Genomic DNA, 20615 nt, shown 5'->3' with positions numbered 1-20615 from the left:
TGCTCGCTTTTTTTTTTATGAAAAGCAAAACAAGTAAATGGAAGCTGATTTGTAAAAAATTATAAACTCTGTTATAATAGTAAAATATATAATTTTTGTGATCTTCATTTTTGTTCTTTTCAGACTATCCCGTTGTTTTAAGAAAAGCAACTGCTACCTGCTTTGTTATAACTTCATTTTTATTTTAGTCTTTCAAGACGCCGTATTATTCCTCAAAGATTGATTTACGGATGTATAGTATCACTTTATCTTGCACCATTTACCGCATTTACACGCTAAGTTAATCTTCATTTATTATCCACTTAAAAAGTACTGTTTAAAGGAGACGATGTGTATGTATAATCGTAAAAATTTAGAGCCGGCTGTTATTGAAGAAACAAAAGTTTGGGAATGTACATCAGATACGTGTAATTGTTGGGTTCGAGATAACTTTAAAAGCGGAGATCAGCCAACTTGTCCAATTTGCAAAAGCGAAATGAAGCAAGCTGTAAAAGAGCTGCAGGTTATTCATAATCCTAGAGTCATTGATTAATAACTTTTAGGAAGACGTTTTTTGAAAGGGGTTTGTGGATGTTTCTGGGAATTGATCATGTTCAGCTTCTTGGTCCAGAAGGATGCGAGCAAGAAGCAAGAAATTTTTATGAAAATCTTTTAGGAATGAAAACTGTTCTTAAGCCGGAAAATTTAAGGCACAGAGGCGGCATATGGTTTCAATGTGGGACTCAAGAAGTGCATATCAGTATTCAAGATGACTACATACCTGCTAAAAAAGCGCATCCAGCTTTTGTCGTGGAAGATATCAAGACGCTTAGACGTAAATTGGCACATTCGGGCTGCGTTCTTTCTGAAGAAGAGCCTATTGCAGGGAGAGAGCGTTTTTTTGTCCATGACCCGTTTGGAAATCGATTAGAATTTTTACAATATGACAAATAAAAGACCTCCAAGCGGAGGTCTTTTATTTTAGGGCTTTATCTAAATAGGTATATACCGTTTCTTTGCTAATTAATACTTCGTTCTCTCGGTCTTTATCTTTTTGCCATTTTTCTCGCGCTTTTGCTAATACTTCTTCGGCTTGCTCCTTGGGAATGACAATCACTCCACCGTCATCACCTGCAATAAAGTCTCCAGGACGGATTTTTACGCCCCCGCAGGAAATGATCTCGTTTACCTTTCCTTTTTCTTTTTTGCTGCTTGCTGCGATCGTAGAGCCCTTACAAAATACGGGGAAATCGAGCTTTTCGATGTCTTCTTGATCTCGTATAACCCCATCTAGTACAATACCGCTTATTCCAACAAGCTTCGCCATGGCTACTACGAAATCTCCTGCTAAGGCACGGTTACAGTAGCTTTTACCATCAATAACGAGCACACTTCCCGGCTCCGCTAGTCGAATCGCTTCAAGCACTGAGTAATTATTGCCAGCGGGCGTATCTACGGTAAGAGCCGGCCCGAATAGTTTGTAATGACGCTGCAAGGGCTTAATAGAAAAGTCTAAGTGGTTGGCACCTTCCATTGCATCTGATAAATTTGCTGTTGATAATGGGAGCTGTTCATTCAACATCATATCTCTCCTTTGTAACTTTAGTTTATCTATACATATTCATATAAGAGAAAGCTCTTATTTATGAAAGGGGGAGTAGATAACATTTGACTACGAATCGACTACAAACGTGCAATATTAAAACTTTTCGTATTCAATTTTTTATGCCATTTACTATATTTTTGAGACGCTGTTTCCTGTATGACATTCGTCATGTAAACTCATATCTCCTTTATTACCAATAGGAGCGAAGGGAGCGTATAAAGGTATTTTTAAAAGAGGGGACTTGCTACAGAACTCTGTGAAAGTAATATGCTGGGCGAAGTGTAAAATAAGGGTTAACGAAGATGAAGAGTCTTTGTTAGTTTTATAAATTTCACTGATGTGTACATAAAAGGGTCTTATATCCATATGAAACGCGTCTAAATGTTTAATCCTGTGAACATTTAATGGAGCTTGATACATTTTTATATAAAAAAGTGAAACCTTTTGGTATGATGAAACGTAGGAACATATATGGAAATCATATATGAAAAAACATATGTGACGTTAGTCATTTAGTGGAGGGAAAGCAATGGTAAAAAAATTATTGGCCGCATTTATCGCATTAGCGGTTGTGTTTTCACCAGTCGGTGGATCACTTATTCATGACGGTTCAAACGTAGCAAGTGCAAAAGGGTATAAATCAGGAAAGCGCTCTTTTGACAGCGGAAGCAATAACCAATCAAGCTTATTTAAAAACAATAACAGTAATTCGGTTAAGCAAAACAATACGTCTAAAAACTCATCATCTAAAAGTACAGCGGCTAGCTCAAAGCGCGGCGGCTTAATGAAAGGTCTTTTAATGGGAGGAATCGCGGGCTTATTATTTGGAAGCTTACTATCTAGCTTAGGACCATTAGGCCCAATTTTAGGCTTTATGGTAAATATGCTTGTGATTGTCGCTTTAATTCTTCTTGTAGTAAAGTTATTCCAAAGCGTACGTAGCAACAAGCGTAAAAATGAGGAAGTGAAATCTTGGAGACAATAAAAATTTCTGAACAAGATATTATCAATGCGATGTGTTTGTATATCGCAGAAAAAAAACAAGTTCAGCCTCAAGAAGTAGAGATTGAGCTAATGTATGATGATGACTACGGTTTTTCAGCAGAGTCATACGTGCATGATCGTAAACAGGTTCATATTACTTTGAACATTATCGAAGCGCTGCGCTATTGGCTGGATACGGAAATGAACGTAGACCCATACGCAGCAGGACTAGAACTGGAATTAGACGATGAAGAAGGCATTATCGCTTTTGCTAAATTAAGTCGATAAAGAAATCTTCAATGCAAAACCCGCTCACTTGAGCGGGTTTTTTTATCATGATTTTACCTGTTCGTTGGAACTGGACTTATCGCTTTTTTTAGTGAAAAACCACCAGTTGGCATCTCCAAGCAATTTCATAAGAGAAGGGACAAGAAGCATTCTGACAATCGTTGCATCGATAAATATAGCTAAAGCAATTCCTACACCCATTTGTTTAACAGGCGTTACGTCTGTAAAAGCAAAGGCTCCTGTAATGACAATCATGATTAAAGCAGCGCTCGTAATGATTTTACTAGTGGAAGCTAGGCCTTCGACCGTTGCTACATTGTTATCCTTCGTTTGATGATACACTTCGTGAATGCGTGAAATCAAAAAGACTTCGTAGTCCATGCTAAGCCCAAATACAAGGCCGAAAACAAAGACCGGCAGCACTAAAGCGATATTGGATTGGGTAAGACCTAAATGTCCATTTTGAAACAGCCATACAAGTAAACCAAACGTAGCTGTTAAGCTTAAAATATTCATAATGATAGCTTTTAAAGGAATCAAGACGGAACGAAAAGCAATCATTAAAATGACATACGTTGAAAATAAAACAAGAGCCAGGCCATAAGGCGCCTTTTCATAAATTTCATCAAATATTTCTTGTTCGAATTTTGGATAGCCGCCAATATGAACGGTGAAAGGTGAACGTTTCTCTTTCCATTTTCGAACAAAATCTTTTGCTTGATCTGAATTTTGGTCTGTATCTAGCGTAGCTTTTATGAGCATATAATGTTCGTTAATAAACGAATCTACAGCTGGCTTTGTCTGCGCGCTTATCTGCGGGTTGTTCAGCATAGCTTGAAGCTGATTACTGGATTTTACGTTTAAAGCGGTAGAAATAGAATCAACTTGCTTAACTAACGAATCTTCTTTTAATTGTTTTATAAAAGTAAAGGCATTTGTTAAAGGCTTTTCCTTCAGCATATCTTGCTTAGCTTCTAACACAAAATAAACGTCTGCCGTGTTTTTATTTATAAACGTATCGTTATACGTGTCAAAAGCTTGACGAGACTCGTATTTTGTTGGCAGCGCTTCTGAAGACGGTATTTCTAGATGCATGTCTCGAACGGGAATAAGTGCTACTAACAGAATAATAAGAGAAACAATCGTCATAGCTACAGGCTTTTTCATGACAAATGTAGCGAATGAACGCCACCTAGATTGACCGCCTTGTTCACTGATTTTTAAGATGCGTAAACGATTGATGCGTGTACCTAGTATAGCCAGTATGGAAGGAAGCAGCGTAAGAGCTGAAAACACAGCAATAAAAACAACAGCCATTCCTCCAAGAGCGACGTTTTGAAAAATATCAACTTGAATAAACAGCATTCCCGCTAATCCAATAAATACGCATAATCCTGAGAAGATGACCGAGCGTCCCGCTGTTTGAATGGTGATTTTGATTGCTTGTTCTACCGATTTCGTTTGAATTTCTTCTTTAAAGCGATTAATAAATAAAAGGGCAAAGTCAATACTAAGAGCTAATCCAATCATTGGAATCACGTTTAAAATGAAGATGGACAGCTCTGTGTACGGATGAAAGAAATAGACAACGCCCATGGTGGTAACGACGGTTACAATTCCTATCATAAGAGGAATTGCAGCGGCTACCACGCCGCCAAAAGCTAGAAGAAGCACAACTAAAGCAACAGGAATACCAATGGCTTCTGCTTTTGCTAGATCTGCTTGGCTTGCTGTATTCATATCTTTTTCAATAATAGGACCACCGGTTAATTTTACACTAACTTCTTTTTCTTCAGATGAAAGAGTTCTGATCTTTTCCACTCGTTTATCCATCGTTCCATCATCGTGATTAAAGTGGATAATTCCATATGCTGTGCTTCCTTTTATCATCTTGTTAGAAGCCGTTGGTATGTCAACTTTCGATGCGTCTGATTTTTCCTTTGCTTTTTGCATATACTGAGCGATTGTTTGCTGGAATTTCGAGTCAGAAACTCCCTCTTTTTTCTCAAACAAAACGATGACCTGAGCTTCGCTAACATCAAATTTATTAACTAAAAGCTGCTCAGTATCTTTATACATTCCTTTCATTTCAAATCCGTTTCCTCCAAGCACAGAAGGAAGCTTAGCCGCATAAAAGCCAAATCCGACAATTAGGATGATCCACAGTATTAATAAAATTTTTCTGCCCGCATATAATGCGTTCGCTACTTTATTCATATTAACCTCCAATTTTTTGTACAGTTACTAGACTATTTTATACTAACAGTTATTGTAATTAGAAGAAGTATTGTGTTTTTTTGTTTTTCTTGCCTGAAAAAGCTTTTCAGATAGATGCGCAGGGGTGTTTCCTTAGCAAAATCGTGTTTATGTTTCAGGCAATTTAGGGAACACTGTACATAAATGCACGAAGGGGGATTTAAAAAGATGCAAATGAAACAGCCAGCTAAAATGACGAATCGTTATGGGTGTAAAAATGAGTATGATACATTAAAACGTGTGGTCGTTTGTCCACCTACATATATGAAAATTGAAGAAATTATTAATGAAACACAAAAGCACTATGCGGACGAAAACATTGATGAGAGCTTAGCTTCAAAGCAGCACCGTCAATTTGTCGAATGCCTTCAAAAAGAAGGAGTGGAAGTCATCGGACTATCTGCACAAGAGCCATTTCCAGAACAAGTATTTACACGGGATATTGGCTATACGCTCGGAGATACCGTTATTGTCACGAAAATGGGCAGCGAAATTCGAAGCGGAGAAGAACAAGTGCTAGCAGACTGGCTGCAGCAGCAAGGTATTCCTTTCCATCAGGTACCGGACCATCCCATTGAAGGTGGAGATGTGCTGATTGATGGACAAGCTATTTTTATTGCACTCAGCGACCGTACAAGTAAAGAAGGCGTGGAGCATATCCAAGAGCTGCTTCCAGCGTATGAGGTTGTTCCGATTCCTATTGATCGGTCTTATCTTCATCTTGATTGTGTGTTAAATATTTTATCACCTACAGAAGCGCTTGTATTTTCACCCGCTTTACATGAGAAAGAATTAAATTTACTTCGCATGAAATATGACTTAATTGAAGTAACAAAAGAAGAGCAGTTTACGATGGGAACCAATGTATTATCCATCGGTAATCAACGGGTGATCAGCTTGCCAATAAATACAAAAGTGAATGAAGAGTTAAGGAAACGAGGCTATAAAGTGATTGAAGTTGATATATCTGAAATTATTAAGTCCGGCGGTTCTTTCCGTTGCTGCACAATGCCTCTTGAACGAGTGTAAAAAAGCCTAAAAAGAAAAAAAGATCTCGGCGATAGCCAGGGATCTTTTTTTTTGAAGGATGTTGTATAAAATTTCAAGTGAAAGGAACATTAACCTATATAAGCTGTTGAAGGAAAGGAGTGATAAACATGGCAAATCGTAATCCTATTTTAGTTCAAGGTGCTGAACAGCTTCTTGATCAGTTAAAAACGGAAATCGCGGGAAGACTTAACGTTCAGCTTGGCGCTGAACAATCGGCTCGCGCAAATGGTTCTGTTGGTGGAGAAATGACGAAGCATCTTGTTGAAATGGCGCAGCAGCAATTAAGCGGTGCACAAGGACACATTCGCTAGTCTGCTCTACATAAATACTTTGATGAAAAGTTCTGGCTCTTTTGAGCCGGAACTTTTTTTGTGTAGGAAACATCATTCTACTTTCTCATGGTCGCTTGATTTGAGATTTTGCTCGAAATTCTCCACTTTCAAGGTTGAAAAGTGCATAAAATGGGAAAAGAACAAAAAAAGAGAAAGTAGAGGTTTATCATGAAAAAGCTATTATCATTCGGAAAAAGTCTTGGTAAAGAAATTCAAGAAGACCAAGCAACGGGACTAGCGGCTGAGCAAGCCTATTATTATATGCTATCATTATTCCCTATGCTTATTTTACTGATATCGATTGTTCCGTATCTATCTATTAAACCGGCAGAGGCAATCGATCTTCTTCAAAGCGTTATGCCGGGAGAAACGGCTGCAATCTTTAAGGATAACGTAGCTCAATTTGTAAGCCAACCAAACGGCGGGTTACTGACTGTAGGGATTTTAGGAACCATTTGGTCCGCTTCAAACGGTATGAACGCCTTTATTCGTGCAATGAACCAAGCCTACGATGTGAAAGAACAGCGCTCGTTTATTAAAGTAAGAGGCTTGTCCATTCTTTTAACAATTGGATTAATTGTAACAATTGTTGTATCGCTTCTTTTACCAGTGTTCGGAGGGGTTTTGTTAAATTGGATAAGCGAATGGTTTTCTCTTCCTTCAGGTACAACAGTGGTTTTAAATATTCTGCGCTGGATTGTTGGTGTCGGCATTATGGTACTTGTTTTATCCGTATTATACAGATTAGCGCCAAATAAAACATTTCCTTTTGCTCACGTATGGCCCGGAGCACTCGCTGCTACGCTACTATGGCAGCTGACATCTTTAGGGTTCTCATTTTACGTAAGCAACTTTGGCAATTATTCTGCTACTTATGGAAGCTTAGGAGGCGTAATTGTTCTGATGCTTTGGCTATTTTTAACGGGGTTAATTCTCGTCATTGGAGGAGAGATTAATGCTATTTATCACCGAAACAAAACGGCTGCACCTCCTAAAGATACATCTCAGGCGATGTAATAAAAAAGGAAACCTTTATAAAGGTTTCCTTTTTTAACGTTTAAAGCTATTCACAAGCTGTTTAAATGAGTTGGCTGTATATTTGACCGAATCTTTTTTGTACTGTATATCCGTTTTAATCGCTGCTTGTGTTACTTTTAAATGGTTTGTTTTTTCTTTAATATGATCAGTTTCGTTTTGAAGATGTTGAGAAGTGGCATTTACAGAATTCACAGTTGGCTTGATTTTTTTATTAAATGATACGCCTGCGTAAATAAGATACGCAAGTGATGCCAAAACAACAGCTAAGCTTATATAAACAATAATCATCATTGTGCCTCCTTTGTACGTATTTATATTTATATAGGTGAGAATAAAATATATACGAATATCATCCTCTTTATTTAATTGTTATACCCATTTTTAATTAAAACAAACAAAAGCCTGCCGAGAAGACAATATATTGGATTTTTTCTGAAATTTCATTCATCATTACATATAGAGTTACCTTGAAAGGAGAGAGAAGAAGAATGCCGTTAGATCCGCATATTCAAATATTTCTAAATCAATATAACGAAATGCCCCGTCCTTCTTTAGAGGACGTTACACCCCTGCAGCTGAGGGAAATGGAAAAGATGTCTTTAACTCCTTCCAAAGAAGCAGTTAAAAAAGTATATAATGAAGAAATCCAATTAAATGAACGTACCCTCACTATACGAGTGTATGAGCCTGAAGGAACAGGGCCATTTCCCGCTCTTGTTTATTATCACGGAGGAGGCTGGGTATTAGGAAGCCTGGATACTCATGACTCCATATGCAGGTCGTATGCAAATGAAACAAACTGTATTGTAGTGTCTGTTGATTACCGCCTTGCTCCTGAGAGTAAATTTCCCGCTGCGGTGAACGATGCCTATGACGCCTTGGAGTGGATTTCAGCTCACGCGTCTCAATTAAATATCGATTCAAACAAAATTGCCGTTGGAGGAGATAGTGCCGGTGGCAACCTTGCTGCGGTTGTAAGCATTTTAGCAAAACAAGGACAAGGTCCATCCATTGTTCATCAGCTGCTTATTTATCCGTCTGTAGGATTTAAAAATCAGCATCCTGCCTCTATGAAAGAAAATGCCGAAGGATACCTTCTTTCAAAAGATCTTATGGATTGGTTTCGCCTTCAGTACTTAAATAATAAAGAAGAAGAGCAGCATCCCTATAATGCTCCGGTATTACTAGAAGATTTATCGAGTCTACCAAGCGCTACCATTATTACAGCACAGTACGACCCTCTAAGAGATAGCGGAAAAGACTACGCGGACGCATTAAAAAATCATGGTGTTCCCGTCACCTACGAAAATTATGAAACGATGATTCACGGATTTTTAGGGTTTCATGAATTTGTCCCACTTGCTCAGCAGGCGATCAATAAAAGCGCAGATCAACTGCGTCAAGTATTTGATTCTATTTAAGGATATATAGTGTCATAAATCATATAAACTCGAAAAGAACAGCACATTGATGTGCTGTTCTTTTCTGTATTTGGAGGGAGAAAAGGTTAAAAAGAGTTCCAAAAAAATAGCCTATTATCTCTTTTAAATTTATTTCAATGTTATAAATAAAGACAATGTTATAGAAGTTATTGAAAATGATGCTTCACAATAAAAGAAAAGATTTCATATCTTAATGAAGGTTTTTTACAAGTTGAAACAAAGTAGGTGATTAAATGTTCTATTCTAATTTTTATACTCCTTTTAACTATGCTTTCTACCCTTATTTCATGCCTTCTTTTGGACGTCCTACTGGATATGTACTGAATTCTAGTGGTGAAGTTGACAGTTGGTGGGGAAATTATCCGTTAGGGTATCCTGCGAAAGCTCCAAAATTTTTGGGTGGGGGGCAGACGCCTATTTCAGGACCTGCAATACCATTCAGTTTCAGGGGTTATTATTGAACTGATTACAAGGGTTACTGCCGTAAAAGGTAAGAAAGATACCTACAAAATTAAAGCAGTATTTAAAGCGACTGAAAGAGATGATATTTAATTCAGTCGAGAAAGTCAATCATAGGGTCGACTTTTTATTTTAGGTAATTAACAAGTTTGATTTGGTTAATGAAGAGAAAATAATAAGTAACTAAAAGGAGGTGGAGTTATGGATTATGAACAAAAAGATTATTATATCAGTGCAAAAGAAAATGAGTATTATAAAGTAATAAATGTAGTAGGTCATATGTTAGAGGAAGCACAAAGTAATAATAAATATCCAGTATGGGGCGAAAAACTAAGAACTGAGCTAAAAGAAAGTGCTGGTAATAACCTTACTCCATGGCATTTTAATATGATAATATCCACACTTTTAGATTATGTACCTGAAGAAGTAAAAAAATAAATCTAATGCTAAGTCACTCTGAAGAGTGGCTTTTTATTATATCTATAGTATGCAAATTAAAATATGTGCTAAATAATAAATGGTAAAAAAGGTGGCTAAACAACATGCCTAAGAAGCCATCTAAGATATGTAACACAGAGGAATGTCGTCAATTAGCTTATGATACATATTGTGACAAGTGCAAAAAAGATAATCATTAAGAGTACAAGGAACAGAGAGTAGATAAGGAAGGGAAAGCCTTTTAATCTAGTAACCCATGAATTAAATTATGCAATAGGAAGAAGAGATTAAATCCTTTAGATGAAGTCTGTCTTGAAGAAGGCAGGTGTACTCCTATTGAAATAGCCTATCACCTTATAGAAGTTAAAGAGGATTGGAGTAAAACTTATAGAGTGATCGTAAAGCACATCACCATAAGGTTCACTTTGGTGTAGATGGTAAGAAGTACACGAAGATTAAGAAGATAAGAGAACCTATTAGAGAATGCTTATTTACAGAAAAGCAAGTAAAAGAATTATTAAAAGCTATAGAAAGTATAATGATGGATTACATTAATTATAGGAAAGAAAATGCAGAGAATGAGAATGATTCAAAAAGAAAATTATCGAAAAACTGATAAGGGAAATAATTGAATATATAAAAAAATAACCTTTTTCGTGATATTATTTACTCGTTAAGGGGCTGTGTGTTGTGAATGAACAATTAAAACCTGAGGAAATTAGCATAGAAGTTAAACTTGAGCTTCTAAAGATATGTAATGACGTAATGAACAATATAGGGACCCCTAAAGAATTAATTAAGGACTTAGAAAAATTAGTTAGTCAAATCAATTTATCAGTTTAATGTAACACTCCATACAGAGAAAAGTTAAGGGGAGAATGCTGTGAAAAAGTTGTTAGTTGGTAGCATTTTGTTGTCTTTGAGTTTCACTATGGGAGCATGTGACCAAGGGGAAGAGAAGAACGCTGAGAATTCTAAGGAAGAAACTGCTGTAAAGCCAGAAAAAAAGACTAATGAAAGAGAATTAAATAAAAAATCTGAATCTCAACAAATTCAAGATGAACAGAAAGATTTACGTGCCTACGCTACAAAAGTTGAAGTAGAAAGAAAGGCTAAGGAATTAGCAGAACAAAAAGTAAAAGAAGAAGCGGAAGCTAAACGACAAGTAGAAATAGCCGAACAACAAAGACAACAAAAGATTGCCGAAGAACAACGTATAGCAGCTGAACAAGCAGAGCAAAAGAAGGAAGCGGAATCTCCAGTTAGTCAAGAAACAATCGATAATTATGAAGCAAATCAAGCTGAAACATGGGCTGAAGAGGCTGAGATTGAGGAGGAACTGAATAAGGAAGAAGAAGAAAGATTAGCTAAAGAACAGGCAGAACAAGAAGCATATGAAGCTCAAATCATTGCTGAACAAGATGCTAATTTCTCCGATGAAGCAAAGGAACAGATTCAAAAAGAAATTGATGAAGAAGGATATAGTCAAACATCATACTATTGCGATCAAGTTATGACTGCTGTACAAAGAGGGGATATGACTAAAGAAGAAGCTGGAGGTTGTTTGAAATAATTTAATTATAATTTCAAGAATTTCCTTTGGAATTATTTTCTTATTTCTATTGATAAAAAAACTACCTAAATGGTACAATAGACTTATAAAAACATAATGGAATGTTGTTTTCACAGAGTTCATTGACATTAAGTAAGGTGATTTTTTGAATGATAAAAAACAAGTAGGTCAGCTGATTCAAGATCTGCGAAAGATTGCGGAAATGACAACTGTCGAGTTATCAGAAGGAATTTGTACAGAAGAAGAGCTACATCGATTTGAACAAGGTGAAATTCATGCAAGCAGTGAAGTTCTCTATCATTTATCGAAACGCTTAGGGGTTCCGATGAATTATTTCTTTGAAGCAGGAGAGCTAACGCCCAACGATTATTCAAAAGAAATTAAATCGACCATTAGGCATTATATACGAAAACGCGATTATGCAACCGTGTTACATATGGTGGACAAAGAAAAAGATAATCCTATGTTTCAAGATCCTTTTCACGCACAATTTTTCCTATGGCACGAAGCCATATGTGATTATTATATCGGAAATAAATTTGAACAAGCGCTTCGTAAATTGGAAAAAGCCATTGCGTTCACGCGTACGAGCGAACAGTTTTATTCAGAGAAAGAGATTGCTATTTTAAATAGTATTGCCATTATTTACGAAGAAGAAGGTCATTTAAAAAAAGCGTTCAGTACGTTTATGGAAGGATTGCAGCATATTGCTTTGCTTCCTAAGTTAAAAGATCCTCTTGTCAAAATTCGAATTTTATATGGATTATCACATGCGCTTTTGCAAATGGAACGTTATGAAAAGTCGGTTAAATATGCACAAGCAGGACTAGAGCTGTGTATTCAGCATGAGACGCTTTATTTATTAGGAGAACTGCACTATCAAATTGGAGAAGCACTCTGTCAGCTTGGTGAGCTTAAAGAAGGAATAGCTTACCTAGAAAAAGCTATTACTGTTTTTGAAATTGAGCAAAATGAAGCGTTTGTGACCATTATTAAAGAAGAGATGTCTAAATATCAAGAAACAAAAAAGAAGAGCTGACAGCTCTTCTTTTTTTATCTCCAATACACTGGGTGTGGGTAAAACGGACGAGGACGAGGGTAAAAGTAAGGGGGGTGGTAATAAATAGGACGTGGGTAAGGGTAAGGATAAAATGGACGTGGGCGAGGATATGGATAATAACCATAAGGGAATCTTTCTTCAGTTTCCTGGGGATTGGAATAATAATCATAGGCATATTGATACTCTTCTAAAGGTTGTTCCGGGTAATATGGGTAATTCACTCTTTTCACCGCCTAAGTTTTTATGCTTTTTACTGTATTCATTATAGAAAGAATTGGAGTATGTACCCATCAAATTTTCACTTTAAAAATTCGACGGGAGATAAGGAATATTTTAATAATAAAAAGAAATTAGTTGTCCTTTTTATTTTTTTGTAAGGTATCTGCTGTGTGAGGCAAAGTAGGCAGTTCGAAGCTTTTAATAAAGGAAGCGTAAGCAATCGTATCTTTAATAGGATTTACATAAGATAATGGTTGACCTCGGTAGCTGAAATTAAACGTAATCCAAGCAAAATCTTTATTATTGTTGGAAATCAGTTTTGCATTATGTATAAAAGCAGATGCGGCAATCATCGCATCTGGGCCTTTAATTTTTTTATTGGATTCTATTTTAGCTTTTCTGCGAATTTGAGCTGCTAGCTGTGCAATTTCACTTGTAACGTCTACAATCTTATCGGTCATATCGTAAATATAATGATTTTTTACTGCTTTGACTTGAGGATTTGTTTCTACTTCCCAATGCGACAGAAGTTCCATTTCTACAACGGTAGGCATTAAAAATTCCGCATTATTTGAAATAAGTTCATTAATGTATTCCACAACTTCTGGATAATTAAGCGCATGTGAAGCCCAAATGTTTGTATCAATGATTACTTTTTCATCCAACACAAATCGTTCACTCCTCTCTACTAGCCATTCGTACGAGCTCTTCTAACCCAAAAGGTGAGTAAAGAGCCGCGGATTCTGAAAGCTGATTGCTTAATAGAAGCTTTTCATATTTGGTTAATCTAGTTTTGGCAGATTTTACGAGCCTTTCTTGTGTGCCGGTTACCACTTGATCTTTTTTATCATACGTGCGCAGAACCTTATTTTGAGGTTTGTATTTAAGATTTTTCTTCTGCATAGGGGGTGAGGAAGGTGATGGCGGCGAGGGTTGTGTATAAATTTTCCCATTTATTTTTAGGTTAAAGTGCTTCTGAACTTCCTTGCTGTATGTTGCTTTTTTGTCATCTACCAAGCGCTGTGCTTTCATGATATCCCTGCCTTTTATATAAATTTATATAGTATATGTGATGAAGTTTTTTCTTACTATTCCTTTTATATAAAAAGATTAAAAAAGTTAGCTGCCGGGAGTTATTGAATTAATTGATGTTTGCCTATTGGGTGATGATCTCACCGAATACCGGACAAAGGTTTAAAAACATGATATCGTGTAAGAGAAATAAATTAGTATAGGTTAGAGAAGGAACTAGGCAACAGTACGGTGTTTTATTACCGATTTGGTCCGTCCTCATTTATGAGATTTTGCTAAAATGTAAAAACCTACATATTTCCTTCCGAGATCATCCATACTTTATTGACAAAGGAAAATTAATCATGGTATATTATCTTTAATTAAAGATATTTAAATTAAAGATAAATAACGAATGATAAACTAGACGATTTATCCGGAGGAATGTAGAATGAACCACTTAAAAGGAATACACCACGTAACGGCTATTACGAGCAGCGCAGAAAAGAATTATGAATTTTTCACCTATGTGTTAGGCATGCGCTTAGTAAAAAAAACGGTCAATCAAGATGATATTCAAACGTACCATTTGTTTTTCGCAGATGATAAAGGCAGTGCCGGAACGGACATGACTTTTTTTGATTTTCCAGGAATTCCAAAAGGTTCTCACGGAACAAATGAAATTTCAAAAACATCTTTCCGCGTTCCAAATGATGAGGCTTTAGACTATTGGGTAAAGCGCTTTGATCGCTTAGAAGTAAAGCATACGGGGATTCAAGAGCTATTTGGGAAAAAGACGCTTTCGTTTGTTGATTTTGATGATCAGCAGTATCAGTTAATTTCCGATGAAGGAAATCAAGGAGTTGAATCAGGCACTCCTTGGCAAAAAGGTCCTGTACCTCTTCAATACGCTATTACGGGACTCGGTCCTATCTTTATTCGTATCGCCGAGTTTAATTACTTTAAAGAAATGATGGAAAAAGTCCTTTTATTTAAAGAGATTGCTCAAGAAGGAAATCTCCACCTATTTGAAGTAGGAGAAGGAGGAAACGGTGCGCAAGTAGTAGTCGAACACAACGAAAAACTTCCGCAGGCTCAGCAAGGTTTTGGAACGGTTCATCACGTTGCTTTTCGCGTAGAAAATCGACAGGCTCTTGAAGAATGGATTAACCGTATGCCAAGCTTCGGTTTCCATACGTCTGGTTATGTGAATCGTCACTTCTTTGAATCGTTGTATGCAAGAGTGGCTCCGCAAATTTTATTTGAATTTGCGACAGATGGACCAGGATTTATGGGAGATGAACCTTACGAAACGCTCGGAGAAAAATTATCACTTCCTCCATTTTTAGAGCCAAAACGTGCAGAAATTGAGAAGCTCGTGCGTCCGATTGATACAGTAAGAAGTACAAAAGAGTTTGTGAAAGAATAGTACACAAAAAACACTCAAATAGCTATTTGAGTGTTTTTTGATGTTTTCTACTTTAACAATGCCAATGTTCTACAAGGAAGGAGTAGGAGTGGGTTGTGCATAGCCTTCCTTATATTTTTCATCGATGTCTTTGCGAATATCTCTTATTGATTTGCCTCGGTTATAGTCGAGCATAGCTTTAGCTGCAATCTCTATACACAATCCGCATTTTGTTCCATGATCATCCCAGACAACTGCTCCATTTCTTTTGTTTTTAAAAATAAAGCAGTCATAGCTATTTTTGTGATTCGCTTCCATGCCACATCCACAGTAGCAAGGGATTTTTTCAAGTAGTTCACGATTTTTAGCAACGGATAGATAAACTAGCTTCATGTCTTTAGGCTGGTTCTTCAAAAACTGTGGTAAAACATCTGCTCCTGGAGTCTCTTCGCGAATATCAGCAACTGCAGCTTTATGATGTTCATGACCTGAATGTGCAGAAGAGTTTGTAGCAGAAGAAGTTGTTGTATTGTTTGAGCAAGCTGATAATCCAATACTTGTAGCGAGAAGCCCCAACAAAATAATTGATTTTTTCAATACAATTAACATCCTTTCATGTAAAAATAAATGATAGTTGCATCATACATGGCAGTTTATCTATGTAGATAATCAAATACCTGCTTGTTTATATCTAATTCTCTATAAGTATGCAGAGCGGTTATCGTGTATGATAGAGATGGACGAGGAAAAAACATGAAGCATGAATTTCTCATAAGGTGCGTTTTGTAAGTGAGGACAGAAAGAGAAAGTGAACGGAGGTTAAACAGTAGTGAGTGAACAAAATCAACGTCTTTTTGAATATATTTTAGAGAATTCAGCCTCTATCAGTGAAGAATGGCTGCGCCAAAGAAGTAACATTAAAGGGTCGATTTACTCAAAGGACGCAGACGCATCAGTTGAGAAAAAGCTGCGCGAGCAGCATCGTTATACGATCGAAACAATTGCGAGCGGCTTTCTTGACGATCAAGAGATTTTTAAACAACGTATGATGAAATGGACGACGGAAGTAGTAAACAGCAGAATTAAATTTGATACGCCGATTTACGAAGTAGTAGAAGCGCTAAGCAAAACAAGAAAAATTATTTGGACATATGTCAAAACATATAGCCTGATACATTCATCTATTACAAAAGAAGATATACTGTCTTGGAGTGAAGTTTATCATACAACATTTGATAAACTCATTAATGAATTTTCCGAACAGTATTATAAAATCACAAGGCAAAAAATAAGTCTTCAGCAAGAGCTAATCGACGAAACGAGTTTTCCTGTTATTCCAATTGTAGACCACATCGCGGTCTTGCCTTTGGTAGGGCTTATTGATGAAATCAAAGGTGATTCTATTATCGAGGTTGTTCCAAAAAGGTGTGCAGAAAAACATATAAGGCATTTAGTCATTGACTTATCGGGTGTAAATTATGTAGATACGTATGTCGCTCACAAATTTTTTGATTTGATTAACATTTTGCAGCTGCTAGGCATCCATGCGATTATGTCAGGAGTGAGTCCTGACATGGCTCAGACGGCTGTTAATGTAGGAATCAGTTTTAATAAAATTGAAACGTTCGGACATTTAAAACAAGCGCTCTCTTCGCTTGGTGTAAAGAAAAAAGAAGAAGAATAAAGTATAGAAATGCTAGATCGAAACGGAACTGTTTGAGACCTTTACTTTCAGTTCCGTTTTTTTGTTTGTCTATATTCTGTATATGAAAATATGAAATAATATTCTGCTGCATTCAAAATTTTGTAAGCATGTCTTACAAACTCCTTTTCATATGGGGACAAATGGAAGATACTAAGGAGCAAACAAACGGCGGTTTTCTATGACAAACGTCTCGTTTAGCTCAAGAATGGAGGTGTAAAGAGAAGAATAAGAGAAGTACATAATGAGATAGTTAAAGCCTTAGATAAGTACTGATAAGCCGTGTGATTAAGGAGGAGTTCTATGAAAATAATTTATCTTCTTTGCCTGCTTCCGTTTGTAGGAATATTAGGTTTATTGCCTTTTGTTAACAAAGTGACGCCGTTTATTTTAGGGATGCCTTTTTTTCTTTTTTGGATTGTTATGTGGGTAATCCTTACATCTTTTATTATGGGTATTGTGTACAAGCTCGATCCTGCTGTTAAAGGAGGAGATAAACAATGAATACCGCACTGATTATTATTTTCGGTTTTTTACTTTTAGCTATTTATCTTGGAATTCGAGCTACGCGGGGCAAAAAAATGGATTTAGAACAGTGGAGCGTAGGGGGCAGAGGTTTTGGAACTATTTTTGTCTTCTTTTTGATGGCGGGTGAAATCTATACTACTTTTACGTTTCTAGGTGGAAGCGCTTGGGCATATGGGAAAGGAGGGCCGGCGTTTTATATTTTAGCCTATATTTCTTTAGCGTACGTTTTAGGGTATTGGATTGGTCCGCAAATATGGCGATATGCGAAGCAGCATAAGCTCATGTCTCAGCCGGATTTTTTTGTTTCAAAATACAAAAGTCCGTTTCTTGGTATCGTTGTTTCATGTGCAGGGGTGCTGGCAATTGTTCCTTATATTATTTTACAATTCAAAGGCCTAGGTATTATTGTATCTGAAGCTTCTTATGGCTCTATCTCTTCAACTGCAGCCATTTGGATTGGAGCCATATCATTAACGGTTTACTTAATGATATCAGGCATACATGGTTCCGCTTGGACGGCTATTGTGAAAGATATTATGATTTTTATTGTTGTCTTATTTTTAGGAATATATATGCCGTTTCATTACTACGGAGGCTTACAGCCAATGTTTGAGGCTGTGCATCAAGCAAATCCAACGTTTCTTACTCTTCCCAAGACAGGTCTAAGTATTTCGTGGTTTATTTCTACAGTCATGCTGACTGTATTAGGATTTTACATGTGGCCGCATACGTTTAATGCAACGTATTCAGCTGAAAACGAGAATGTATTTAGAAAGAATTCTATTATAAGTCCTATTTATACGTTAATGCTGCTTTTTGTCTTTTTTGTAGGGTTTACTGCTCTTATGCAGGTACCTGGACTACAAGGCGCAGAAGCGGACTTGTCACTGCTTCGTCTTTCCATTCAAACATTTGACCCGTGGATTGTCGGCTTTATTGGCGCAGCTGGTTTATTAACAGCGCTTGTGCCTGGATCGATGCTCTTGATGGCAGCTTCTACGTCACTATCTAAGAACGTTTACGGCGTGCTTGTTCCCTCAGCGACGGGCAAACAAATTTCGATACTGGCTAAATGCTTCGTACCAGTCATTGCGCTTGTTTCAGTCTATTTTACACTTCATGGAGGGAATACAATTGTAACGCTTTTACTAATGGGCTACAGCATTGTGACGCAGCTGTTTCCTGCTTTTATTTTTAGTTTAATGAAAAACAATATCGTGACTAAATACGGGGCGTGTGCAGGTATTGTTGCCGGCATTGCGTCTGTGATGTATATAACGATTACTGAAACAACGCTTGGCACGTTGTTTCCTGCGTTGCCACAAATCATTAAAGATACAAATGTCGGCGTCATTTCTTTATTTATTAATTTAGTTGTATTAATGGTGGTTAGTTTAGCAACAAAAAAAATCGCCTCACAGCCGCATTTTGAAAGCGGGGCAGTAGATGGCAAACAGATTTTATGAAAATCTTTTTCCAATTGCGTTTTAAGAACATCATGAAGGGTATAAAAGTAGTGCATCACCAAAATGTTCAATATGGCTGAAAGACGTAAGCAGCCTTCTCGATAAAATGTAACGATTGCGTTGTTTTTAAACATAGGTAACGAGTGTGAAAAGCAACAAGACGTATGCCACAAGCGGTGTACGTCTTTTCTATGAAAGATATTCACCTAAAAAAGGAGATGATAACATGACATCTGAAAAAGCATTTGAGCAAAAGAAAGATCTTTTAATGAATCAAATTATTGAATCGGGTTACTTTAAAGCAGAAGACGGGAGACATTTGTACGAATTGAATTTAAGTGAACTAGAACAAACGCATCACGACCTTCAAAGCCAAAAAGTAAGAGAAGTATAATTTGAATCTTCTAGATTATTAGCAATTCAGCTGATTTCGTATATGTCTGTAAACACCAGCTGTTCAGTTTGTTCCTCCGCGATTTTTTGGTTTGAAAGCAGGCACTTTTCTTTTTCTTCCGGTGCGTTTACAACCTCGCTGTTTACAACCATATTCCTCAAACATATAACTCAACACTTAAGAAATAGGCAAATAAAAACAAAAAAAGCGCAGAAGCTGCGCTTTTTTTATTAAGTTAAAAACGAGTGGAAGCCGCTGTTTTTTTAGGTTTGCTCATTGCTTTTTTTAATACTTCAGAAAAATAGGGCTCTCCGCTAGGGTTTTGCTGTCTTAGCAAGTCAATGGTTCCTTTCACGTCATCCATAGCTCTGTGAGCGTTCTCTCTCTCAATCTTATGATGGTCAAGAAGTGTTGTTAGTTTTTTATTAGGAAAGCCGTACTCTTTCCATTTGACAGCACGCATAGAGCAGTGCCATTTTTGGTTAAATAAAGATGGATACCGTTTTAAAAGAAAACTGCGATCGAAAGAAGCATTATGAGCGATGATAGCCGAAACGCTAGTTAACAATGATTCCACTTTTTTATCATCTAATGTTTTATGTTTGACCATCTCATTTGTAATTCCCGTTAAGTTTGTAATGTACGGGAAAATGGGAGTTGAAGGCATATTAAATTCTTCATATTCTTCTACAATGTCGATTATTTCTCCGGTAGAAGAATCATAAGAAACAACAGCAATTGCCAGTTCGATAATATCGCATGTTTGAGCACTTAATCCCGTTGTTTCAACATCTAAAACGGCTGCTAATTTCACTTGTTCAGTTGACAACTCGTCGCCCTCCCTTTCTATTTATCATTCTATTAGCTTATCATTTTTTAACAGAAAACGTTAGTAAAAAAGATGAGCAAGCATGTACACGGGTTTATTTTATACGCCCACGTGGAAAAGGAATTTACTTTTTTAAAGGAGATGACGATAGCAAAGGAGAATAGTAATATTTACTCATCTAAATTAAGTCTTCATTGAAAATAATGAAATGAAGGAAGAAGGGGATCGTTATCATGCAATTGCTGTATATGGTACTTTTTCTTGTCTTAATTTTTTGGGGAATTACATCTTTTATTCATTACAGGAATCAAACTATTAAAGTTCGTTTGAACAAACATTATACGAATGCAGTAGAATGGATTGAAGCTGTTAAACAAGAGCTGGAAAAGCAAGGGAAATCCGTGAGTTATGAAGGGGATTTCTTGTTTAAAATTGATGAAAAACCTTATGAAATCGCAGCGCGCAATATGTCTATTTGGAGCACGTCGCTCTATCATATCTTGCTGCATCGTCAAAAAGAACATTCTTAAATTTACTTGCATACAAAGGTTAT

Annotated in this window: 25 protein-coding genes; 18 read left to right on the top strand and 7 right to left on the bottom strand. The window is 36.7% G+C overall.

Going from position 1 to position 20615, the window contains the following annotated elements; all coding sequences use genetic code 11:
* Positions 1–334: 334 nt before the first annotated feature.
* Together ACRPLQ_RS11275 and ACRPLQ_RS11270 are read left to right on the top strand one after the other, a co-directional pair.
* Positions 335–532, top strand: a complete 198-nt coding sequence (locus tag ACRPLQ_RS11275; RefSeq protein ID WP_013056990.1) for a cold-shock protein — start codon at positions 335–337, stop codon at positions 530–532.
* 38 nt (positions 533–570) lie between these two features.
* On the top strand, positions 571–933 hold the full coding sequence (locus ACRPLQ_RS11270; RefSeq protein WP_013056991.1) for a VOC family protein: 363 nt from the start codon (positions 571–573) through the stop codon (positions 931–933).
* A gap of 22 nt (positions 934–955) precedes the next feature.
* Here the strand turns inward: ACRPLQ_RS11270 and ACRPLQ_RS11265 are convergent, their stop codons facing one another.
* Positions 956–1561: an RraA family protein gene (locus tag ACRPLQ_RS11265; protein WP_034266024.1), complete on the bottom strand. Its 606-nt coding sequence runs from the start codon at positions 1559–1561 to the stop codon at positions 956–958.
* A 553-nt stretch (positions 1562–2114) separates the two neighbouring features.
* On the opposite strand from ACRPLQ_RS11265, the gene ACRPLQ_RS11260 reads away from it, so the two are divergent.
* Together ACRPLQ_RS11260 and ACRPLQ_RS11255 are read left to right on the top strand one after the other, a co-directional pair.
* The gene (locus ACRPLQ_RS11260) at positions 2115–2570 is read left to right on the top strand and encodes a hypothetical protein (RefSeq protein WP_013056993.1); all 456 of its coding nucleotides are present in this window, start codon (positions 2115–2117) and stop codon (positions 2568–2570) included.
* Positions 2558–2857, top strand: a complete 300-nt coding sequence (locus ACRPLQ_RS11255; protein WP_014460159.1) for a YxcD family protein — start codon at positions 2558–2560, stop codon at positions 2855–2857. The genes ACRPLQ_RS11260 and ACRPLQ_RS11255 overlap by 13 nt, the downstream gene beginning before the upstream one ends.
* A gap of 45 nt (positions 2858–2902) precedes the next feature.
* Here ACRPLQ_RS11255 and ACRPLQ_RS11250 read toward each other — a convergent pair whose 3' ends face one another.
* Positions 2903–5074 carry an MMPL family transporter gene (locus ACRPLQ_RS11250; RefSeq protein WP_432235972.1) on the bottom strand — a complete coding sequence of 724 codons (2172 nt, stop codon included), beginning with the start codon at positions 5072–5074 and terminating at the stop codon, positions 2903–2905.
* Between the two features lie 207 nt (positions 5075–5281).
* Here ACRPLQ_RS11250 and ACRPLQ_RS11245 point away from each other — a divergent pair, with 207 nt between their 5' ends.
* The 3 genes from ACRPLQ_RS11245 (at position 5282) to ACRPLQ_RS11235 (ending at position 7512) form a co-directional block, all read left to right on the top strand.
* Positions 5282–6142 (top strand): dimethylarginine dimethylaminohydrolase family protein, encoded by an 861-nt coding sequence (locus ACRPLQ_RS11245; RefSeq protein ID WP_165636030.1) that lies wholly within the window; start codon positions 5282–5284, stop codon positions 6140–6142.
* 128 nt (positions 6143–6270) lie between these two features.
* Complete coding sequence (locus ACRPLQ_RS11240) at positions 6271–6474, top strand: alpha/beta-type small acid-soluble spore protein (RefSeq protein WP_165636031.1); 204 nt, start codon at positions 6271–6273, stop codon at positions 6472–6474.
* A gap of 189 nt (positions 6475–6663) precedes the next feature.
* Entirely contained in the window at positions 6664–7512 is an 849-nt protein-coding gene (locus ACRPLQ_RS11235; protein WP_033578946.1) for a YihY/virulence factor BrkB family protein, read from the top strand.
* A 33-nt stretch (positions 7513–7545) separates the two neighbouring features.
* Here the strand turns inward: ACRPLQ_RS11235 and ACRPLQ_RS11230 are convergent, their stop codons facing one another.
* Complete coding sequence (locus tag ACRPLQ_RS11230) at positions 7546–7821, bottom strand: hypothetical protein (protein ID WP_034266052.1); 276 nt, start codon at positions 7819–7821, stop codon at positions 7546–7548.
* Between the two features lie 200 nt (positions 7822–8021).
* On the opposite strand from ACRPLQ_RS11230, the gene ACRPLQ_RS11225 reads away from it, so the two are divergent.
* The 5 genes from ACRPLQ_RS11225 to ACRPLQ_RS11205 all read left to right on the top strand — a co-directional run bounded on the left by ACRPLQ_RS11225 (position 8022) and on the right by ACRPLQ_RS11205 (position 12484).
* A complete protein-coding gene (locus tag ACRPLQ_RS11225) occupies positions 8022–8954 on the top strand; it encodes an alpha/beta hydrolase (protein ID WP_432235971.1) in 933 nt (310 codons plus the stop codon).
* Positions 8955–9635: 681 nt separating this feature from the next.
* A complete protein-coding gene (locus tag ACRPLQ_RS11220) occupies positions 9636–9872 on the top strand; it encodes a hypothetical protein (RefSeq protein WP_223546589.1) in 237 nt (78 codons plus the stop codon).
* A 690-nt stretch (positions 9873–10562) separates the two neighbouring features.
* Positions 10563–10715 carry a hypothetical protein gene (locus ACRPLQ_RS11215; protein WP_155017243.1) on the top strand — a complete coding sequence of 51 codons (153 nt, stop codon included), beginning with the start codon at positions 10563–10565 and terminating at the stop codon, positions 10713–10715.
* A 40-nt stretch (positions 10716–10755) separates the two neighbouring features.
* Positions 10756–11445 carry a hypothetical protein gene (locus tag ACRPLQ_RS11210; protein WP_367032365.1) on the top strand — a complete coding sequence of 230 codons (690 nt, stop codon included), beginning with the start codon at positions 10756–10758 and terminating at the stop codon, positions 11443–11445.
* A gap of 145 nt (positions 11446–11590) precedes the next feature.
* Positions 11591–12484 (top strand): helix-turn-helix domain-containing protein, encoded by an 894-nt coding sequence (locus tag ACRPLQ_RS11205; protein WP_028413387.1) that lies wholly within the window; start codon positions 11591–11593, stop codon positions 12482–12484.
* Positions 12485–12855: 371 nt separating this feature from the next.
* Here ACRPLQ_RS11205 and ACRPLQ_RS11200 read toward each other — a convergent pair whose 3' ends face one another.
* Positions 12856–13392, bottom strand: coding sequence for a PIN domain-containing protein (locus ACRPLQ_RS11200; RefSeq protein ID WP_034266063.1), 537 nt, complete (start codon positions 13390–13392; stop codon positions 12856–12858).
* Between the two features lie 7 nt (positions 13393–13399).
* Positions 13400–13756, bottom strand: coding sequence for a hypothetical protein (locus tag ACRPLQ_RS11195; protein ID WP_165636035.1), 357 nt, complete (start codon positions 13754–13756; stop codon positions 13400–13402).
* A gap of 430 nt (positions 13757–14186) precedes the next feature.
* On the opposite strand from ACRPLQ_RS11195, the gene ACRPLQ_RS11190 reads away from it, so the two are divergent.
* Entirely contained in the window at positions 14187–15164 is a 978-nt protein-coding gene (locus ACRPLQ_RS11190) for a ring-cleaving dioxygenase (protein ID WP_028413383.1), read from the top strand.
* A 69-nt stretch (positions 15165–15233) separates the two neighbouring features.
* Here ACRPLQ_RS11190 and ACRPLQ_RS11185 read toward each other — a convergent pair whose 3' ends face one another.
* On the bottom strand, positions 15234–15740 hold the full coding sequence (locus tag ACRPLQ_RS11185) for a PCYCGC motif-containing (lipo)protein (protein WP_165636036.1): 507 nt from the start codon (positions 15738–15740) through the stop codon (positions 15234–15236).
* 232 nt (positions 15741–15972) lie between these two features.
* Between ACRPLQ_RS11185 and ACRPLQ_RS11180 the strand changes: the two genes are divergently transcribed.
* From ACRPLQ_RS11180 to ACRPLQ_RS11165, 4 genes are all read left to right on the top strand, one after another.
* Positions 15973–16827: an STAS domain-containing protein gene (locus ACRPLQ_RS11180; RefSeq protein WP_034266072.1), complete on the top strand. Its 855-nt coding sequence runs from the start codon at positions 15973–15975 to the stop codon at positions 16825–16827.
* Positions 16828–17148: 321 nt separating this feature from the next.
* Positions 17149–17349, top strand: a complete 201-nt coding sequence (locus ACRPLQ_RS11175; protein WP_033578956.1) for a DUF3311 domain-containing protein — start codon at positions 17149–17151, stop codon at positions 17347–17349.
* On the top strand, positions 17346–18839 hold the full coding sequence (locus ACRPLQ_RS11170) for a sodium:solute symporter family transporter (RefSeq protein WP_028413379.1): 1494 nt from the start codon (positions 17346–17348) through the stop codon (positions 18837–18839). The genes ACRPLQ_RS11175 and ACRPLQ_RS11170 overlap by 4 nt, the downstream gene beginning before the upstream one ends.
* A 226-nt stretch (positions 18840–19065) precedes the next feature.
* Positions 19066–19233: a Fur-regulated basic protein FbpA gene (locus ACRPLQ_RS11165; protein ID WP_080754423.1), complete on the top strand. Its 168-nt coding sequence runs from the start codon at positions 19066–19068 to the stop codon at positions 19231–19233.
* 235 nt (positions 19234–19468) lie between these two features.
* On the opposite strand, the gene ACRPLQ_RS11160 is transcribed toward ACRPLQ_RS11165, so the two are convergent.
* Positions 19469–20062: an exonuclease domain-containing protein gene (locus tag ACRPLQ_RS11160; RefSeq protein ID WP_430077619.1), complete on the bottom strand. Its 594-nt coding sequence runs from the start codon at positions 20060–20062 to the stop codon at positions 19469–19471.
* A gap of 233 nt (positions 20063–20295) precedes the next feature.
* Between ACRPLQ_RS11160 and ACRPLQ_RS11155 the strand changes: the two genes are divergently transcribed.
* On the top strand, positions 20296–20592 hold the full coding sequence (locus ACRPLQ_RS11155; protein WP_028413377.1) for a hypothetical protein: 297 nt from the start codon (positions 20296–20298) through the stop codon (positions 20590–20592).
* The last annotated feature ends 23 nt before the right edge of the window (positions 20593–20615 follow it).

It is taken from the genome of Priestia sp. TRN 1309 (assembly GCF_050846875.1).
Taxonomy (GTDB): domain Bacteria; phylum Bacillota; class Bacilli; order Bacillales; family Bacillaceae_H; genus Priestia; species Priestia zanthoxyli.
Note: the sequence above shows the minus strand (reverse complement) of the source record. Positions and strands in the feature narration are given on the sequence as shown.

Coding starts and splice junctions, on each gene's coding strand:
- ACRPLQ_RS11275 (WP_013056990.1), top strand. CDS start 335: ATGTATAATCGTAAAAATTTAGAGCCGGCTGTTATTGAAGAAACAAAA.
- ACRPLQ_RS11270 (WP_013056991.1), top strand. CDS start 571: ATGTTTCTGGGAATTGATCATGTTCAGCTTCTTGGTCCAGAAGGATGC.
- ACRPLQ_RS11265 (WP_034266024.1), bottom strand. CDS start 1,561: ATGTTGAATGAACAGCTCCCATTATCAACAGCAAATTTATCAGATGCA.
- ACRPLQ_RS11260 (WP_013056993.1), top strand. CDS start 2,115: ATGGTAAAAAAATTATTGGCCGCATTTATCGCATTAGCGGTTGTGTTT.
- ACRPLQ_RS11250 (WP_432235972.1), bottom strand. CDS start 5,074: ATGAATAAAGTAGCGAACGCATTATATGCGGGCAGAAAAATTTTATTA.
- ACRPLQ_RS11245 (WP_165636030.1), top strand. CDS start 5,282: ATGCAAATGAAACAGCCAGCTAAAATGACGAATCGTTATGGGTGTAAA.
- ACRPLQ_RS11240 (WP_165636031.1), top strand. CDS start 6,271: ATGGCAAATCGTAATCCTATTTTAGTTCAAGGTGCTGAACAGCTTCTT.
- ACRPLQ_RS11235 (WP_033578946.1), top strand. CDS start 6,664: ATGAAAAAGCTATTATCATTCGGAAAAAGTCTTGGTAAAGAAATTCAA.
- ACRPLQ_RS11230 (WP_034266052.1), bottom strand. CDS start 7,821: ATGATTATTGTTTATATAAGCTTAGCTGTTGTTTTGGCATCACTTGCG.
- ACRPLQ_RS11225 (WP_432235971.1), top strand. CDS start 8,022: ATGCCGTTAGATCCGCATATTCAAATATTTCTAAATCAATATAACGAA.
- ACRPLQ_RS11220 (WP_223546589.1), top strand. CDS start 9,636: ATGGATTATGAACAAAAAGATTATTATATCAGTGCAAAAGAAAATGAG.
- ACRPLQ_RS11195 (WP_165636035.1), bottom strand. CDS start 13,756: ATGAAAGCACAGCGCTTGGTAGATGACAAAAAAGCAACATACAGCAAG.
- ACRPLQ_RS11190 (WP_028413383.1), top strand. CDS start 14,187: ATGAACCACTTAAAAGGAATACACCACGTAACGGCTATTACGAGCAGC.
- ACRPLQ_RS11175 (WP_033578956.1), top strand. CDS start 17,149: ATGAAAATAATTTATCTTCTTTGCCTGCTTCCGTTTGTAGGAATATTA.
- ACRPLQ_RS11170 (WP_028413379.1), top strand. CDS start 17,346: ATGAATACCGCACTGATTATTATTTTCGGTTTTTTACTTTTAGCTATT.
- ACRPLQ_RS11165 (WP_080754423.1), top strand. CDS start 19,066: ATGACATCTGAAAAAGCATTTGAGCAAAAGAAAGATCTTTTAATGAAT.
- ACRPLQ_RS11155 (WP_028413377.1), top strand. CDS start 20,296: ATGCAATTGCTGTATATGGTACTTTTTCTTGTCTTAATTTTTTGGGGA.